Origin of the sequence: Stieleria mannarensis, assembly GCF_014154935.1 — a bacterium.
GTDB classification, from domain to species: domain Bacteria; phylum Planctomycetota; class Planctomycetia; order Pirellulales; family Pirellulaceae; genus Stieleria; species Stieleria mannarensis.
In genome coordinates this window covers 46,664-63,789 of sequence record NZ_JACEHH010000024.1, presented here as the reverse complement: position 1 = coordinate 63,789, position 17,126 = coordinate 46,664, and the positions used below count along the sequence as shown (strand labels likewise).

The window sequence follows — 17,126 nt, the reverse complement described above, 5'->3', positions numbered from 1 at the left end:
CTCATTCTTCAGCTGACGTCGTGCCCGTTTCCGCTTCAGCTTGCTCGAACATCTCCTTCATGATGTTGTCATCGGGTTTGTGCTTGAGGTAACGTTTGCTCCACTGTTTGGCTTGATCGTAGTCCTGCTGTTGCAGATAGACGCGGACCAACCCGTACCAAGCGGCCAGCCCCATCCGGGCGGCGCTCGCTTCACCTTCTTTGGCGATCGTTTTCTCGGTCGCGTCGAGCAAGATCGTTTCTGCTTCGTCCAACTTTCCCATCGCCAGCAGGCTTTGGCCGATCCCGTTGAGCGCGGCGCCCTGAACCGGCGAGTCGCTGTCGATCTTCTCGAATTGTGCAATCGCTTTTTCGTACTCGCCCAGATGCACGTAGGTCCAACCCAACCCGTTCAATGCCACTTCGTTTTCCGGTTCCATCGCCAAGGCCTTCAGGAAGCTTTTCAAGGCGTCGCCGGTCTTGTGCGTTCGCCACGCCTGCCAACCTTCGCTGACGTGAACCGACGCCGAGACTTGTGATTCGTGATCCGGAGCGGTCGCATCTTTTTTCGCCAAGGCTTCCACGCGAGCGGCGATGATCTGTTCGGCCGCAGCTTGACGTTGTTTCAATTGGTGCTTGATGCGTTGCAGATCGGCTTCGGCTTTTTCCACACGGGCCAGTTGCAGTTGCATCTGCAATTGGAATGATTGCCGAACCAATGCTTCGATCACGCTGCGTTCGTCAGATTCCGTCGACAGAGTGGTCGTCTCCGGGGCCGTCGTTTGGTCCGGCGCTGCCGCCAGCGGAGCGGCCCCCATGCGTCTGAGTTGGTTGTCGATCAGTTCCACGTTTTCCTGGAGTTGCTTGAGAGCCGGATGGTCGTATCCGAAATGACTGGACAACTGCGACAGTTCTTGCTTTGCGGCCATCCCGTGTTCCCGCAGTCGGTCTTCGAGTCGGTTGGTGTTTTTCGGCGGCCGGGCCACTGGCTCGTTTTCGGTCTTGTCCAGAAAATCAGCGACCCTGCCGTTCTTTCCGTCCACGACAAACCGCTTGCCGTCGTACTTGCCTTGAAAGGTGGTGATGTCCAGCCCGGTCAGTTCTTTCAGCCGCGCCCGTAGCTCGCGGCCATTTTGGGTATGCCACGCGTAAGCCCAGAAGTAATCTTTGCGGGTTTTGTCCGCCGCGGGGAAATAGGTGATCATCTCCGTCGGGACGGTCTCTGGGACGCCAACCACACTGTGTTCGAAATAACCCGCGACGATGACCTGACGAACGTCGGCCTGGGGTGAGATGTCCAGGTTCCACTGCGCGCCGAAATAGCCGGTCAAGACCAAAACGATCGGTTGTCCCGTCGGTTGCACGGTGACGAACACGCGGTCATCGGTGCTGTGATCCTCCGGCGAATAGATGCCGATGACGTGCAGTTGAGACGATGCGAGTTTTTCGGGCGGCAGTCGTTCGGCAATCGCGGTGGACGCGATGCCCAGTGGAGTGACGAGGATGCTGATCAGAAGCAGCGCAATCGAGGGTCGGTTTCTGGGTTTCATGGTTCACTCCGAGATGGATGGTGGTTCGGCAAACGGGTCGTCAGAGGATTGCTGAAGCAAGAGATCGAGTTCGGTTTCCAGTTCGTCCAGCGGCGTCGTGTCGTACTGCCACTGCAGGTTGGTTGGGTCGGCGTCGGGCAGGTGCGGATTGCTCCCCGGCGGTTGCGGTGATGCTGACGGCGTTCCCGCATCGTGATCACCGGCCGGGTTGCTTGGAGTGTGCTGCTTGGTGAATCGATCGACGGCAAACCATCCGCCGGCCAGGGCAAACGCGACCAGCAGCATGGTGACAAATACGCCGCGGCGACGTTTTTTTGTCGGCTCCAGCGGAGGCAGCAGCGTCGTCGTCGGTTGGCGGAGATGGGCCAGGCAGTCCTCCAGATAGTCGGCCAATGCATGGGCGTCGTCAAATCGTTGCGACGGATCCTTGTGCAGCAGCCGGTCGATCGTCTCGCCCATCCAACGGGGCAGATCTTCACGCAGCTGCGACAACGGCCGATGTGCCTGGTCGGTGATTTTGCGGAGCACGCCGTAGGGTGTTTCGGCGCGGAAGGGCGGACGACCGCATGCCATCGCGTACATCACGCTGCCCAGACTGAACAAGTCGGTGCGGCCGTCGACCGGTTCCCCCTTGGCCTGTTCGGGCGACATGTACTGGGGCGTGCCGGCCAACACACCGCTGCGGGTCAAACTGGCGTCATCGGCGGTCCGTGCCAATCCGAAGTCGGTGATGATCACTCGCGAAACACTCGCCGGCATCAAGATGTTGGCCGGTTTGATGTCCCGATGGACCAGTCCCTGGTCATGGGCCGCCGCCAAGCCGCGGGCGATCTGCAGCGAAATCCCCAAAATGTCCTCGATCGACATCGGCGCGGTGCGATCGATGCGTTGCTGCAGCGACTCGCCTTTGATGTACGGCATCACCAGATACGGCATGTCGTTCCATTGATCGACCCCATAGATGGCGATCACGTTGTCGTGCAGCACCGCGGCGGCGGCTTGCGCTTCGCGGGCAAACCGCTTTCGCGACGCAGAATTCCCGGCATAGGCCGGACTGAGCACCTTGATGGCGACGAAACGATCCAAGGAGACATCGCGTCCCTTCATCACCACGCCCATCCCGCCCTGGCCGATGATGCCGGAGATTTCATAGCCGCCGAAGCGTCCCAGCATGTTCGGATCGTCGGTGGGATCCAAGAATCCAATGGAGCCGCCGAGCGCGTCGTGGCGGTCGCGGGACGGATCGCCATGGTCTGCATCGGCTGGAGTGGGCAACGCTGCGTCGTCGGTATCACGACCACGCGGAAGCTCACCGGCGCCGTCAAGGAAGGCTCGGGCATCGTCCCAGAACGAATCATCGGCCGTCCGGCGGGTCAGCTCGTCATCGCAGCGGGTGCATGTTTCGAGGTGTTGTTCCAGTTGATCCAGTTCGGCGTCGGGAAGGTTTCCGGCCAAAAACGCTTCGATCTGGTCAACGCGACAGGAAGTGCGTTCAGTCTTCATCGCTCGTCGCGGTCCCCCCGGAGATCGAGTTCTTGGACTTTGTCTTTCAACCGTTTCATCACGCGACTGCGCGCCGTGTAGACACTGCCACAGGAACGCCCGAGCGTCTCGGCGACCTGCCGAACGTCTTGGCCGAGCACCACGCTGCTGTAAAACGCTTGCCAGGTTTGGGGGTGGAATTCGTCGCGGATCTGTGATGCGGCGACCCGAAAGATCTCGCGCCGGTATTGGATCATCAACGTTTGTGTTTGCGGGTCATCGGCCGGCTGTTGGTTCAGCAAGTCGATCACGTCGCTGCCACCGACCGCTCGGTCCGGTGCGCCGCGGGTTAGTGCGTTGATGATCGCGCGTCGGGCGATCGTTTTCAGCCAAGTGCGGAATTTCGCTTCGCCGTGGTCGAAGTCAAACCCTTCGATCGCTCGCGAGATTGCCAGCAAAACTTGCTGAGCCAAATCTTCGGCGTCGGCCGGCTGCATTCCCCGATGCCGTGCCATTCGACACACGACCGGGCGATACAAGGCCGAAAACTCGTTCCAGGCCTGGCGATCGCGGGGATCGCGGATCCGCATCAACAAGCTCGGTCGTGTGTCGGGAAGGGACATTCGGGAAAGCAGGTGGGAGTGGGTGATCGACGCGAGCCTTCAGGACGAGCTTGGGCGTCTTCACAGAGTCCTACTCACGCGACGGAATCAAATCTGTCAGCACGGCGGACCATTTTTGGGAAAGATTTTTGTCCCCAGCAGCAGTCTCCCGAAGCATGGGATCGCAGGCCAACGAGATAGATGTTCAGCATCGCGGGGTCGGGACCGATCGCCCGGCGGGGCCGGGAATTTGACAAAGACATTTTGATCCGCCACGCTAGGGGGCCGAGGCGGGCGAGTCGTGTTATCGTTTTTATCTTATCAGTTCGTTTGCCGAGTGACCTGTTTGTTCTGGGGACCGGATCGAGGCACGCGACATGGCTCCTGCACGGAAACGCTGGCTGACCGACGGACTTGACCTCGGTGAGCGGCCCATTCTCGGTGAGCGGCCCGGTCTCGGTGAGCGGCCCGGTCTCGGTGAAGAAACTGGCCCGGGCGGAAACGCTGGGGATTCGCTGCCGATCGATTATCCTCCGCAAATCCCCGCACCTTGCCGTTCGGCCGCCGATTCGGTCATCTACTGTGGCCCGCCGCCGGTCGCCGATGGTCGTTCACAGGCCGACGATCCCGATCGTGTGCGACCGTTTCCGATTCCGCTGCAAATCTCGCCCCGTGGGCGTGAGCATGAAAGTCGCGAGAAATCGGCGTGGTTCGGTTCGATCATCGTCCACGCGGCGATCGTGCTGTTGATCGCCTTTCTGATCGCCCCGGCGGATTTCAGCGGCTACACGACGCAAACCCTGGTGATGACGCTGAGCGAGGAACCGCCGGAGATTCCGATCCCGATGATGTTGGTCGACGAGGTCGCGTCGGAGGACTCGTCGCTGTTGGCGGAGGTCCAGCCGGAACCGGACGTCGTCGAACCGGTGGAGGTTTCATTGGACGTCGCCCCACCGGTGATCAAACTGGCCGGGATGAAAACCACACCCGGCAAATCCTCCGGCAACGTCAGCGGTGGGGCCCGTGGTTCGTTTTTTGGCATCGAAGCGGTCGGACAAGATTTTGTTTACATCGTCGATCGTTCCGGCAGCATGAACGGGGTGCGATACCGACGTGCGATCGATGAATTGACTCGGTCGATTCGCGAATTGCGAGAAGACCAGCGGTTCTTCGTGTTGCTGTTCAGCAGTTCCAGCACGCCGATGTTCAACGGCGTGCGGTCGATGGACATGATGCAGGCAACCGCCGAGAACAAGGAAAGACTGGAAGACTGGCTTGCGACGATCGGCACCGGCGGCGGGACCAATCCGAATTCGTCCCTGCGGACCGCGCTCCGGATGAATCCCAGTGCGGTGTTCATGTTGTCCGATGGAGAATTCACGGACACCCATCCTGGCGATCGCGGTTCACTGCTGAAAGCCGGTGGAGACGCATTTTCAATCGCCAGGGCATCGGGCACCGCAATCCCGATCCATGCGATCGCGTTTGAAGATCCGCGCAGTTGCAAGAACATGAAGGACTTGGCCGACATGACCGGTGGCGAATATCGCTTCGTCAACTCGTCCGGGAAAACCCAGCGAGAACTGCTGGCCGATGCAAGGGCCATGATGGCCGAGCCGAAAAGCAAGTCGAGGATGCGGCGACAAGGCCAACTGAGCCATCAATTCGGATCGATCCAGGTGTCTGCAAAAGCAAAGCAGACCTACGCGGATCTGTTGGTCGACGAATTCGAAGACGCCTATAGCAAGATCGGCGAACCTGCGGCGACCGCCCCCGTTCCGCCCCTACGCGATTTGAGAGATCTGCTGGAGGCATTGGTCCGCAGCGACCCCCGCCGCATCGCGATCGCGCCCTTGCAAGACAAGGTCGCCGGAGAACTGTCACGTCGTTTGCACGAGTTGGCGAACACCGGGGAAGTCGAAACCACTTGCGACGCCATCATCCGCTGGGGCGGATCCCGCGCCACGACAAGCGTCTTGGACCGTGTTGCCGATCATCTGGCAACGTTGAATCACGACGAACCGTCGAAGGCGTTTACCAGGCTTCGGTTGATCAAGCGATTGCACCCGCAATCCAAAGCCGTCGAAGTCTGCCAAGCTCTATGCAACCGAATTCGTGATCAGATCGTGCAACAGAGCGATCAGTTGCTCCAACGCGGCGACCTGGTGGCCGCGATCCGGATGTTGCGCACGACCAGTTCGGGAGAATATGATCCCACCGTCCGCTCGTTGACCTATCAAACATTGCGTGATTTGACGATGAATCAGTTGGCTGCGGCCCGCGACGCATCGCTGCGTCACGATCGAGAACTTAAAGATTCCATCAACAAACAGCTTGAATTAGGCTTCGAAGATGACCCTCGTCTGGATCAGTGGCGGAAAGAACGCGTCAGCCGAGAACTGAACGCGCGGCGGATGTTGTTACAGGTGTCAAACGATCATCGTTACGCGGGGATCAAACAGAAACGAATGCAGCTGCAGTCGATCATCGATCGGTACCCCGAGGCGATCGCGGCGCGTCAGGCGAAAGCCCAATTGAAACAGTTGCCACAGTGGGGATCCGCGGTCGAGCAAGAGGAATCGGAGCTGATCCGAATGATGGACGACACGCGACGACGATGACCGAATCAACGCCACGCAAACCACAACTGCAATCAATCGTGCTTTGCAGTGTCGTGTTGATCCATGCGGTTGCCTATTGGGCACTGGTCTTCCAGTGGCAATACCTCGACCAAACCACCTGGCGAGTGATCGCGTTGGGCGTCGTGCTCGGTCAAGGTTCGCTGCTTGCGTTGACGGCGACGCTATTGGCACCCACCCTTCCCGTTCGGATCGCCATGCCGTTGTGCGGGGCATTGGGGTGTTGGTACGGGCTGGCAAAGATCGTCCACTGGGGGTTCGGAGAGCCGGCGGCGACGTGGTGGGGTATCGCGATCGCGGTTCAAACGATCGTGTGTGTGGCCGGTGCCGAAGTGATGCGAGAGAGAGTCAGGTATTGCATGGCGGCGGTCACCAACGCGCCCGGGGCGATGGAACCGCCATTGCAGTTTCCGATCCGTTCTCTGATCGCGCTGACGACGATGTCGGCGATCGGGTTCGCCCTGATCCGTTATGGTCAGCGGAGTGGTTGGTGGTCGCCCGACGCGATCGACATCAACGAGAACCTGATGATGGCGGCCGTCGGATTGACCCTCGGCCTGTCGGCGTTGATCGCGCTGTTTGCCTGTTTATCGCGCAGAATTCACGTCATCGCGGTCCGCATGGCAGCCGTGGTCGTGTCCGTTCCGGTGCTGGGCTATCTGTTGAACGCCGGTGCGGTCCGGGCGGGATTGAGCGGAGCGTCGGAGTCCTGGTTGACGATCGTCTTGCTGGCCGCCCACGTCGCGTGCGTCTTGATCACCTGGGTGATCATCCGATGGTCGTCTAGCCGGCCAGCTTTTCGACAAACGGGATGATGTCCGATTCGTAAGAGAACCCGACCGTGTCACCGGCGTCGACGAATTGTTTGACCAGTTTTCCGCTGGCGTCAAAAATCAGCACCGCGGGGATCGACGGGATGTCGACGGCTGCGAACACGTCGTCGCTGGGCGTGTTGCACAGATAGTTTTCAAACCCCGCCCCCATGGCATTCAGGAACGCGGTGACCTTTTCCTGATAGTATTCCGGCGGACGCGATTTTCGCCCGTCGTAGTCGACCGCCACGCCGATGCAGGAAACGTCCTCGGGCATGGATTGGCTGAGCCGGACCAGGCCGGGGAATTCTTTGACGCAAGGCTCGCAGACGGTCGACCAGAGATCGACGACGGTGATTTTGCCGGTCGATTTGGCGTGCGATTCGATCTCTTGCCAGCTGGCGAATTGCAACTGCACGCCGTTTCGGTTTTCAGCGGCGCCGGATGCCGAATCCTCCGCCGGCGGCAAGGCGTCCAGGTCTGGCATTTCAATGCCTCCGGCCCCCGGCCGGGCCGGCCCCCCCGGCTCTGTCTGGTCCGCGCCCGGGACCACCTGATCGGGCAGCTGCAGGCCGCCGGCGGCGGGCGCGTCCGGGGTGGAGTCCGCTGACGGGGCAGCGGACGCGGATGGGGCAGCAGATTGGCCGGCGTTTTCGTCCGCCGTCGAGTCGGCGGTGCCGCCGCCGGCCGGCTGGGGCGCGGGGGCGTCGCTCGAATCCCCGCCGCCGCAGCCGACGACCAAGGCGGCTGAAAGGAGAAGAAGAACGCGGGACAGCTTCCGTACCGAGAGGTGAAGCGGCCTTTGATCCGAGGGACACATGGACATCGTTGAAGTCTGCCGAAGTTTGACGGGGAACGGGGGAATAGCGACAAAAAATCGGCGACCGACACGATCCGCTGGGTTTGGAGACAGCGTTCTTCAGATAAACTGTGTCCAGTCCGCCGAGCCCCAACATTGTCCAGAATTCGATCGATGACCGCAACTGATGGAGATATGTCGACGACCGAATTAGTGGTCGCGTCCAAACAGGGCGACAATGCGGCGCTCGGTCAATTGCTGGAACAGTACCGCGGTTACCTGTTGATGTTGGCTCACCGCAACCTGTCCGAACAGCTCCGTCGCCGCGTCGATCCGGTCGACATCGTGCAGGTCACTTTTTTGGAAGCAAAACGCGACCTGCATTCCTTTCGCGGCGATTCACCCGGCGAGTTTGCCGCATGGTTGCGCGGCATGTTGAAAAACAACGTGGCCACCGCCGTGACGCGTCACGTGATGACCCAAAAGCGGAGCATCCGGCGCGAAGTCAACGCGGACGCCAAGCCGGGGAATGATTCCGGCGGAGCTCCCTGGATCGCCCAATTGCCCGGCAGCACCACCAGCCCTTCCGGCGTGGTGATCAAAGAGGAAACCGCGATCGCGTTGCTCGAAGCATTGCACCAATTGCCCGAAACGCAGGCCGAAGCGATTCGGTTGCGTTACATGGAAGGATTGCCGTTGGCAAAAATCGTCGACCGGATGGGAAAATCCGACACGGCCGTCGCGGGCTTGCTAAAACGAGGTCTGCAAAAATTGCGGACCATCATTGATCCCAAAAACAACCCCTACATGTAGGGCCGGAGCACGAGGCCGCAAGCGCGCCGGTGCAAATCTGCCGGCCGCCGCGCCCCCGGACCGCGGGGATGTGGCCCTTGACTCTGGCCGGTGCAAACAACCTCTTCCTCCTTTCACCGATCCCCTCGATGCCCGTTCCGTCCGAAGCCGACGACCCGATCGACGAAGCGTTCGCAGCCTACCTGCGTTCGTGCGATGAAGGGTCGGTCGGTTCGCGGGACGAATTCCTGGCGCAGTTCCCCGAGATGGCCGAGGAGTTGCGCAGCTTGATGGACGCGGCCGACGCCATCAACCGATTCACCGGGGCAGCCGCCGCGGATTCGGCGGACGTGGTCCAGGGCGGCGCCGCGGCAGACACCGTCGACGTGCTGGTGGTCGGTCCCGACGATTCGGGCGAGGACCCGGCGGCGACCTTGCCCGAGGCGCATCGGGCCAAGGGCGACCCCGGACCGACGTTGCCCTACACCCTCGGCGATTACGAATTGCTGGAGGTGATCGGACGCGGGGGGATGGGCGTCGTGTACCGCGCGAACCAACGGATGCTCAACCGAACCGTCGCCGTCAAGATGATTCGCGGCGGCATGCTGGCCTGTGAAAACGATGTGCGTCGGTTCTACACCGAAGCCCAAGCGGCGGCCCGCCTGCACCACCCCGGCATCGTCCCGGTTTACCAATTCGGTCACGAAGCCGGGCACCATTTCTTTTCGATGGCATTGATCGAAGGAACCGATCTGCAACGCAAAATCAACGACGGCGAACTGCCGATCGATACGGCAGCCCGCTATGTGCGTGACGTGGCGCGGGCGCTCGATCACGCCCACCAAAACGACCTGCTGCACCGCGACATCAAACCCGCCAACATCTTGATCGATCAAAAGGACCGGGTCCACATCACCGACTTCGGTCTGGCAAAGAATCTGGGCAGCGACAGCAGCGTGACCGGCAGCGGCGCGGCCGTGGGCACGCCCAACTACATGGCGCCCGAACAGGCCGGCGGGCACAGCGATCGGGCCACGCGGCAAAGTGACGTGTATTCGCTCGGCGCGATCCTGTTCGCCTGCGTCACCGGGCGTCCGCCTTTGGTCGGCGACTCGGTGGTGGAAACCTTGATGCAGGTCGTTCACGAACCGCCGCCGACGATGCGTGCCTTTCGCAGTAACGTGCCGACCGATTTGGAAACGATCGTCGCCAAGTGTCTGGAGAAAGAACCTCGCAAGCGTTATCGGACCGCCGGCGATCTCGCCGAGGACCTGGACGCGTTCATGGAAGGACGCCCGATTCTGGCCCGTCCCCGCGGGCGGGTGTTGAAACTCTGGCACTGGGTCTGCGGCGTCCCCCTGGTGGGCGCGTTGATCGGGCGAAAGGTCGTGCGGACCTCGCCGGGACACCGACGATTCCAAGCCGCCATGCTGCTGCTGTTGGCCCTGTCGCCTTTCTTCTTTGTCATCGGCGCGATGCTGTGGAGCCGACACATCGAAGCGATGCCGCAACAGGTGGTGCTGGCCGGTGGGCTGAAACAAGGCGTCTACACCGGCATCTCCCAGGCGATCGCCGATCGCTTGCATCAGTCTGCCGGGGTGGCGGTCCAGGTGATCGCGACCGATGGTTCGTTGGACAATCGCAATCGCTTGCTCGATCGCCAAGTCCAACTCGCACCGATGCAGGCGTCGGCGATTAGTGGTGACGACCTGTGTGTGATCGCCCCGCTGATTTATGAAGCCGCGCATCTGCTGGTCCGCGCGCCCGATCTGTTGCAGCACGACCGACCACTGAACATTCAGATGCTCGCCGGACGCAAAATCGCCGTCGGCCCCCGCGGCAGCGGATCCCGCCGCACCGCCGACATGATCCTCGATTCGCTGAACCTTGCCGCCGATGACACCCCGCGCGAAGTCGTCGCGTGGGAACGGTTGCAAACACCTGACGCACCGGACATCGCCCTGATTTGCATCGGCCGCGGCAGCAGTCTCGTATCGGGTTTGTTGCAAAAACAATGGCGACTGGTGCCCATCCCCCAGGGCATCACCATTTCGATGCAGCACCCGACCTTGCGGACGATCACGATCGATCCATCGCATTACCGGAACGCCGACATCCCCGATGAGGGCTTGGCGACGGTCGGCACAACCGCGTTCCTGGTCACCCGACGCGACGCCCCTTCGGCCTTGGTCCAGACGACGTTGGAATTGCTGTACCAGCCGCCACGGTTATTTCCCGACCTGATCCCCAGGGAACGCGCCGCCGAATGGCAGGGCCTGGATCTTCATCATGCGGCACGACGCTACTTCGAATCCCTGGACGCCGGCGGCAACCGGTGAAAGCGGGCCGCCGGCAGGACTGCTAACCGGTCCAATCCACAAAACCGGCCTTCACGATTCCGCTCCGGTCTGGTTCGTCATCGAGGGTGCGGCCAGTTTGATAACGCGAAACCTAGGGTTGGCTAAGTCTTCGGTCCCTAGGAACAAACCGCATGTCGCCGCAATCGCCTTCTCCACACCATGCCTCCACCGCCGAGGGACTCTCAGCGGGGAAGCCGTTGGATGCTTCCGGCGATGTGGCCAGCGATCTGCAGAATGATTCGCCGGGATCAAATGCCGGAGCCGAACCTTCAACGACGATTCTATGCGAACGCGAACATTCCCAATCGCTGCGTAGCAAGTTGGTCCTGGCACTCGCGCTGATGTTGGGCGTGGTCGTCGGCATCGATGAAATCGTCCGACAAAAGGTCATCGCGCCGGAATTCGCGAACCTGGAACGCGTCGCCGCGCTCAAGGACACCAACCGTGTCCTGTCGGCGATCAACACCGAAGTTGAATTTCTGTCCGAAACGGCGTCCCAAGATGCGATCCGCATCGAAAACCATCTCCGCCGAACCCCGGCACGCGGCTCGACGAAACAGCTTGCCGCCGAACTGCCCCCTGAACTGCCCCCTGGACTGCTCGGCCAGGGGAAACGCGTCGAGTGGGCTGCGATCGTCGATCGGGGCGGTGACTGGACGTGGCTTTCAACGGCCGCATCTGACGCGGACGAAGGCGACGACGGCGACGAAGGCACGCCCGAGACGACATCGTCACGGCCCGACCTGACACAAATCCGATTCCCGGGCATCGTGCAGCGGATCGCGGCTGGCCGCAACACGGTGGTTGATCCCCAAGACATGCCCGCGGTACGCGGGATGACTCGCGGCAGTGACGACCAATTGTATTTGTTCGCCGCCTTTCCGGTTCATCACGCCACGCTCGGCCGAACGGGTCGAAGGGGTACAGAACTGTATTATGTCGTTGGTCGGCGTTTCGGCGACGCGGTGATGACGGACCTGCAACAGCGGACCAGCGTGTTATTTTCGGTTCTCCCGCTCGCCGAGGGCGCATCATTGCAGCAATCGATTCAGATTGAACCGACCGACAAGTCGCTGTTGTGTGTCAATTGGCCGTTGCTAAGTCCATCGGGCCGCCCGCTCGCGGCGTTGGAGGTCCGCTTGCCGCGTGAGGTGACCAGTCGGAGCAATCGAACCACCGCGTTTGCGCGGTATCTATCGCTGTGTGGGGCATGTGCTTCGTTGCTGTTGCTGTTGTTGCTGCTGCAACGGATCGTGATCGGACGCATCGAACGGATCCGCGAGCACACCGAGCAGATCGCGCGGACCGGATTGATATCCGAAGAATCCAGCGCCCCGGTGCTGCGTGTCGCCGGCCGCGACGAGATCGGTCAACTGGCGCAGTCGTTTGATCGCATGCGAACGCGTTTGGGAGACGCCCAGCGTCGCCTTTCGGATGCCTCGCACGCGGCCGGGATGAGCCTGGTTGCCGACACGGTGATCCACAACGTCGGGAACGTTCTGACCAACGTCAACAGTCTGATCGAAACTGCGACCCGTCGGGTGGAACGGTTGCGTATCGAACCGCTGGAAAAACTCGCCGATCGTCTCCGCGGAGAGGACGTCGACCAAGCGTTACAAAGAGCGACGCCCGATTATCTGCATCGTTTGAGCGCGACGCTGGAGGACGACAAAGACGACTTGGCCGCCCTGCTGCAAACGCTCAACGACAACATCCAGCACATCCATCAAGTGATTCGCGACCAGCGCCGTCATGCCAACCAGCCGATCAGATGGGTGCACCTGGACGCCAATCATGTGATCACCGAAGCCGTCCGGTGCAGCCAGGCACGGCTGGAAAAAGACAACGTCCTGGTCGACTTTACCTGCGACATCGACGCCCGGATCTGGACCGATCGCTCGTTGCTGCTGCAAATCCTGATCAACATCATCACCAATGCGGGAAACGCCACCCAACACATCAAGAATCGGCAACCGACCCTCACGATCGATCTGGTCCGCAACCAGTCGAATGTACAGATTCGGTTTCGTGACAACGGATGTGGGATGGATGAAGCCACCCTCGGGCGAGTCTTCGACGCACACTTCACGACGCGACAATCCGGAAGCGGTTTGGGGTTGCACTTTTGCGCGATCGCGATGAAGCGAATCGGCGGCTCGATTCATGCCGAAAGTGACGGGCCGGACCGGGGCGCGACCTTCATCATCGAAGTACCGGTCAACAAACCGTCGTCGCAACGCGACGCCGACCCTTCCAACCACGATCCAGATCTGGTCAACAGCGCCAACCGATCTCCCGACAGCCAGAAATGACGGGGAATCACGGAGAGAATAGATGACAGATTTCGAAACGGAACGCCGCGTTCTGATCATTGATGACCAATCACAGATTCACGAGACCTTTGACCGAATCTTCCGTGGCGCTCAACGCAGCGAGCACGAGTTGGATGATTTCGAAGCGCGTTTTTTGTTGGATGACGCCGAACAACCCGAATCGAAATCCTCCAGCGCCCCCGTGTTTGCGCTCACCCATGCCTACAGCGGTGAGGAAGGGGTCTATGAGGTTCAAAAATCGATCGATGCCGATGAACGGTTTTCGGTCGCGTTTGTCGACATGCGAATGCCCAAAGGAATGGACGGTTTGGCGACCATCCGTCGACTGTGGCGGATCGATGCCGATTTGCAGGTCGTGATCTGCACCGCGTACAGCGATCATACCTGGGACGACATCGTCCGCACCCTCGGTTACAGCGACCGGTTGCTGTTGCTCCGCAAACCGTTCGAACACGACGAGGCGCGACAGCTGGCGTTGGCGCTGAGCGAAAAGTACCGTTTGTCGATCCGCCAGGAGGAAAAACTGGAACTGCTGAAAAACGAAGTCAATCGCCGTCGCAAGGCGGAGTCGGAACTGCGCGACATGGCGCATCGCGACGCCTTGACGGCGCTTCCCAACCGACCCTTCTTGATCGAAAAATTGGAACAAGTGTTGGCCAACCAAGGCCCGCGCCGACGGTCCTACGATGCTTTGCTGTTCCTGGATCTGGACAACTTTAAAATCATCAACGACAGCCTGGGGCACGAGGCCGGAGACGATCTGTTGAACCAGGTTGCCGCGCGGCTTCAGGAATGCGTCCGCGATCATGACACCGCGTCGCGGTGCAGCGATTCGGTCGAAACCCATGACGACGGCGCCGGCGATGAAACCATCCGTCTGGGCGGCGATGAATTTGTCGTGCTGTTGGAACGCTTGGCCCATCGCGACGACGCGTTGCTGGTCGCCCGACGGATCGTGCAGCGAATCTGCGAACCCTTTGAATTGGGCGATCGACTGGTCACCGTCGGCACCAGCGTCGGTGTGGCGTTCATCGATGACTCGTTGACCGACGGCCACGAGGCGCTCCGCAACGCCGACACCGCGATGTACCAGGCCAAGAATTCGGGCAAGGGGCAGATCGCGGTGTTTGACCAAACCATGCACGATGCCGTCGTCGCCCGACACGAACTGGAAGCTCAGCTTCGTGTCGCCCTGCGAGAAGAACGCTTCGAATTGCGTTACCAACCGATCGTGAATTTGAAGACCTGCCAGATCCAAGGCGTCGAAGTCTTGTCCCGCTGGCGAGGCGCCGATGGGGCCTACGTGCCGCCGAGTGAATTTGTGCCCTTCGCCGAAGAAATCGGCTTGATCAACCATTTCGGCGAATGGGTGTTGGAACGATCGATGCGTGAATTCAGCGCGATGATGGCGTCGTTCTGCGACGACCAGCGCCCCCAGGTTTACCTGGGCGTCAATATCTCGCGACGACAACTCGCCGACCCGTTTTTCATTGATCGATTACAGGCGATCATCGATCGCACGCGATTCAAGTGGTCGCTGAAATTGGAAATGTCCGAAAACGGCGACTCGCGACACAACGAACGCTCGCTGCAAACGATGCTGGACCTGCACCAGAGCGGTGTCGGGATTCACATCGACGATTTCGGCAAGGGCAACTCGTCGTTGACGTGCTTCCACGACTACCCGATCGAAACCGTGAAAATCGATCGCACGTTCACCGCGTCGATCACCAGCGACCACGGGCACGCGATCATCACCCAAGCCATCGTCCAGCTCGCGCACCACCTGATGGCAAACATCGTCTGCCAGGGCGTCGAATCCGCCGAACAAGTCAACTTGCTGCAACGCTGGGGGTGTGACCTTGCTCAAGGTTATATCTTTGCACCGCCGTTGGATATCGTTGAATTGGAACGGTTGCTGGTCACGCCCGGTGAAAGCGACGGCATCAAAATTCTAACGTCATTGGCCACCGCGCCGTTGACCTTGCCCGGCGGTCCGACCAGTGGAACGACCGGCGGCATCCAACTGCCGGCACGCTGAAGCGTCCGAAAACGTCACGACCTTCGCAGAGGGAGGGTGAAGTCGTAAACGCCAGTTAAATCAGAGGTCAAAAACCGCTCGACCTCTGGCAGGGAGGGTGGCTTACTTGATCGATGGCTTCACGTCTTGGATTGGTGCGTATGCCTTGGCGATCGCAGCCAGACCGAACGGGCGCGACCAGAAACGCGTGACCCCGGTGGCGGTTACAATGACGGCCCGTCGATTCATCCCACGACACGCCGCTGCCCCCCGCGACCATGATTCCACGACTGACCCTCGTCTGCTTTGTCTTGATCTCCTTGATGGTCGACTTCGCCACGGCCAAGTCACCCGGCGAGATCAAAAATGTGGTGCTGATCGTCGCCGACGACTTGAAAGCGAGTGTGCTGGGGTGCTATGGCGACCAAGTCTGTTCGACGCCGCACCTGGATCGTCTGGCCCGGCAGGGGATGGTCTTTCGGCGAGCGTATTGCCAGGGCACGTGGTGTTTGCCGTCGCGGATTTCGTTCATGTTCGGCCGTTATCAGGACAAGCAGAACGTGTCGCTCGGCCAGCACCTGCAGCGCCACGGGCTGACCAGCACGCGCGTCGGAAAGATCTTTCACATGCGCGTCCCCGGTGACATCATCGCCGGGACCGATGGCCAGGATCATCCGGAGTGTTGGTCGGCGCGGTTCAATTCCCCCGGCCCCGAGGCCCATACGCCGGGCGAGTATGCGTGTTTGAACTTGAACATCGTGACGCGTGATCTGGAAAACCGTCAATCGACTCGTATGCCCCATCGCATGTTCGTTTCGGTCAAGGGCGATGGCGACGGACGTGAACAACCGGATTACAAATCCGCCAGCAAGGCGATCGAGTTGCTTGAGCAACCGCGTGAGCGACCGTTCTTCCTGGCCGTCGGGTTGGTGCGGCCGCATTACCCGATGGTCGCCCCCAGCGAGTACTTCCAGCCTTACACGATCGATCGAATCAACATGCCGGCCAATTGGCAGGACGACACCAACGACATCCCCAAGCTCGGGATCGCCAAGACCAACAATCTGAAAAACTCGATCGGTAAGTATCCCGACAACCAAAAACGGATGTGGGCCGCCTATTACGCCAGCGTCACGTTCATGGATCGTCAAGTCGGACGCATCCTGGACGCCCTGGACGATTCACCGCATCGCGATCAGACCGCGGTGATCTTTACCAGCGATCATGGTTACCACCTCGGGGAGCACGGATTCTGGCAGAAGAGCAACTTGCACGAGGAAGTGATCCGGGTGCCGTTGGTGATCCGTGCCCCCGGAATGCCATCGGGACAGACCGATTCGATCGCCGAGCTGGTGGATTTGTATCCGACGATCTGCGACCTGGTCGGAGTCCCCGCCCCGCCCGCGGCCGAAGGCTCAAGCCTGACCCCGGTGCTTGCCGATGCATCGGCGAGCGTGAAATCAGCAGCGTTTTCGTTTCAAAATGGAACATCGATTCGCACGCCGCGCTGGCACCTGATGCGTTATCGTGACGCCAGCGAGGAACTGTACGACATGGAAAATGACCCCGGTGAGACGCGCAACCTGGTCGGGGATGACCAATACGCCGACACGCTTGCCAAGCTGCGGGATCGGTTGCATCAACGAGCGAATAACGACTGATTGTAGAACCATTGTCCCCAATTGTTCCCCTCAGCCGTCTGGCTGAGAGGACAAGCTGGCTGCCCGCAGGGCGGTCAGCGGAACAGTTGAGGACAACG

Annotated in this window: 11 protein-coding genes; 7 read left to right on the top strand and 4 right to left on the bottom strand. The window is 60.5% G+C overall.

Features of this window, described 5'->3' with window-relative positions:
* Window position 1: 1 nt before the first annotated feature.
* The 3 genes from H1B37_RS17155 to H1B37_RS17145 are packed head-to-tail and all read right to left on the bottom strand — an operon-like array spanning window position 2 to window position 3,633.
* Entirely contained in the window at window positions 2-1,528 is a 1,527-nt protein-coding gene (locus H1B37_RS17155) for a tetratricopeptide repeat protein (RefSeq protein WP_182867882.1), read from the bottom strand.
* A gap of 3 nt (window positions 1,529-1,531) precedes the next feature.
* On the bottom strand, window positions 1,532-3,031 hold the full coding sequence (locus H1B37_RS17150) for a serine/threonine-protein kinase (protein WP_182867881.1): 1,500 nt from the start codon (window positions 3,029-3,031) through the stop codon (window positions 1,532-1,534).
* Window positions 3,028-3,633: an RNA polymerase sigma factor gene (locus H1B37_RS17145; protein ID WP_182867880.1), complete on the bottom strand. Its 606-nt coding sequence runs from the start codon at window positions 3,631-3,633 to the stop codon at window positions 3,028-3,030. Before H1B37_RS17145 ends, H1B37_RS17150 begins: the two co-directional genes overlap by 4 nt.
* Window positions 3,634-3,989: 356 nt before the next feature.
* Here H1B37_RS17145 and H1B37_RS17140 point away from each other — a divergent pair, with 356 nt between their 5' ends.
* Together H1B37_RS17140 and H1B37_RS17135 are read left to right on the top strand one after the other, a co-directional pair.
* Entirely contained in the window at window positions 3,990-6,233 is a 2,244-nt protein-coding gene (locus H1B37_RS17140; RefSeq protein ID WP_182867879.1) for a vWA domain-containing protein, read from the top strand.
* Window positions 6,230-7,066 (top strand): hypothetical protein, encoded by an 837-nt coding sequence (locus tag H1B37_RS17135; RefSeq protein ID WP_182867878.1) that lies wholly within the window; start codon window positions 6,230-6,232, stop codon window positions 7,064-7,066. Before H1B37_RS17140 ends, H1B37_RS17135 begins: the two co-directional genes overlap by 4 nt.
* Here H1B37_RS17135 and H1B37_RS17130 read toward each other — a convergent pair.
* Window positions 7,035-7,805 carry a TlpA family protein disulfide reductase gene (locus tag H1B37_RS17130; RefSeq protein WP_182867877.1) on the bottom strand — a complete coding sequence of 257 codons (771 nt, stop codon included), beginning with the start codon at window positions 7,803-7,805 and terminating at the stop codon, window positions 7,035-7,037. The two genes, H1B37_RS17135 and H1B37_RS17130, sit on opposite strands and share 32 nt — an antisense overlap.
* A 231-nt stretch (window positions 7,806-8,036) precedes the next feature.
* On the opposite strand from H1B37_RS17130, the gene H1B37_RS17125 reads away from it, so the two are divergent.
* The 5 genes from H1B37_RS17125 (at window position 8,037) to H1B37_RS17105 (ending at window position 17,028) form a co-directional block, all read left to right on the top strand.
* Window positions 8,037-8,675, top strand: coding sequence for a sigma-70 family RNA polymerase sigma factor (locus H1B37_RS17125; protein ID WP_182867876.1), 639 nt, complete (start codon window positions 8,037-8,039; stop codon window positions 8,673-8,675).
* Between the two features lie 128 nt (window positions 8,676-8,803).
* The gene (locus H1B37_RS17120; RefSeq protein WP_182867875.1) at window positions 8,804-10,993 is read left to right on the top strand and encodes a serine/threonine-protein kinase; all 2,190 of its coding nucleotides are present in this window, start codon (window positions 8,804-8,806) and stop codon (window positions 10,991-10,993) included.
* 152 nt (window positions 10,994-11,145) lie between these two features.
* Window positions 11,146-13,326, top strand: coding sequence for a sensor histidine kinase (locus tag H1B37_RS17115; protein ID WP_182867874.1), 2,181 nt, complete (start codon window positions 11,146-11,148; stop codon window positions 13,324-13,326).
* 22 nt (window positions 13,327-13,348) lie between these two features.
* Window positions 13,349-15,388 carry a putative bifunctional diguanylate cyclase/phosphodiesterase gene (locus H1B37_RS17110; protein WP_182867873.1) on the top strand — a complete coding sequence of 680 codons (2,040 nt, stop codon included), beginning with the start codon at window positions 13,349-13,351 and terminating at the stop codon, window positions 15,386-15,388.
* 302 nt (window positions 15,389-15,690) lie between these two features.
* A complete protein-coding gene (locus H1B37_RS17105) occupies window positions 15,691-17,028 on the top strand; it encodes a sulfatase (protein ID WP_220498246.1) in 1,338 nt (445 codons plus the stop codon).
* Window positions 17,029-17,126: the final 98 nt, after the last annotated feature.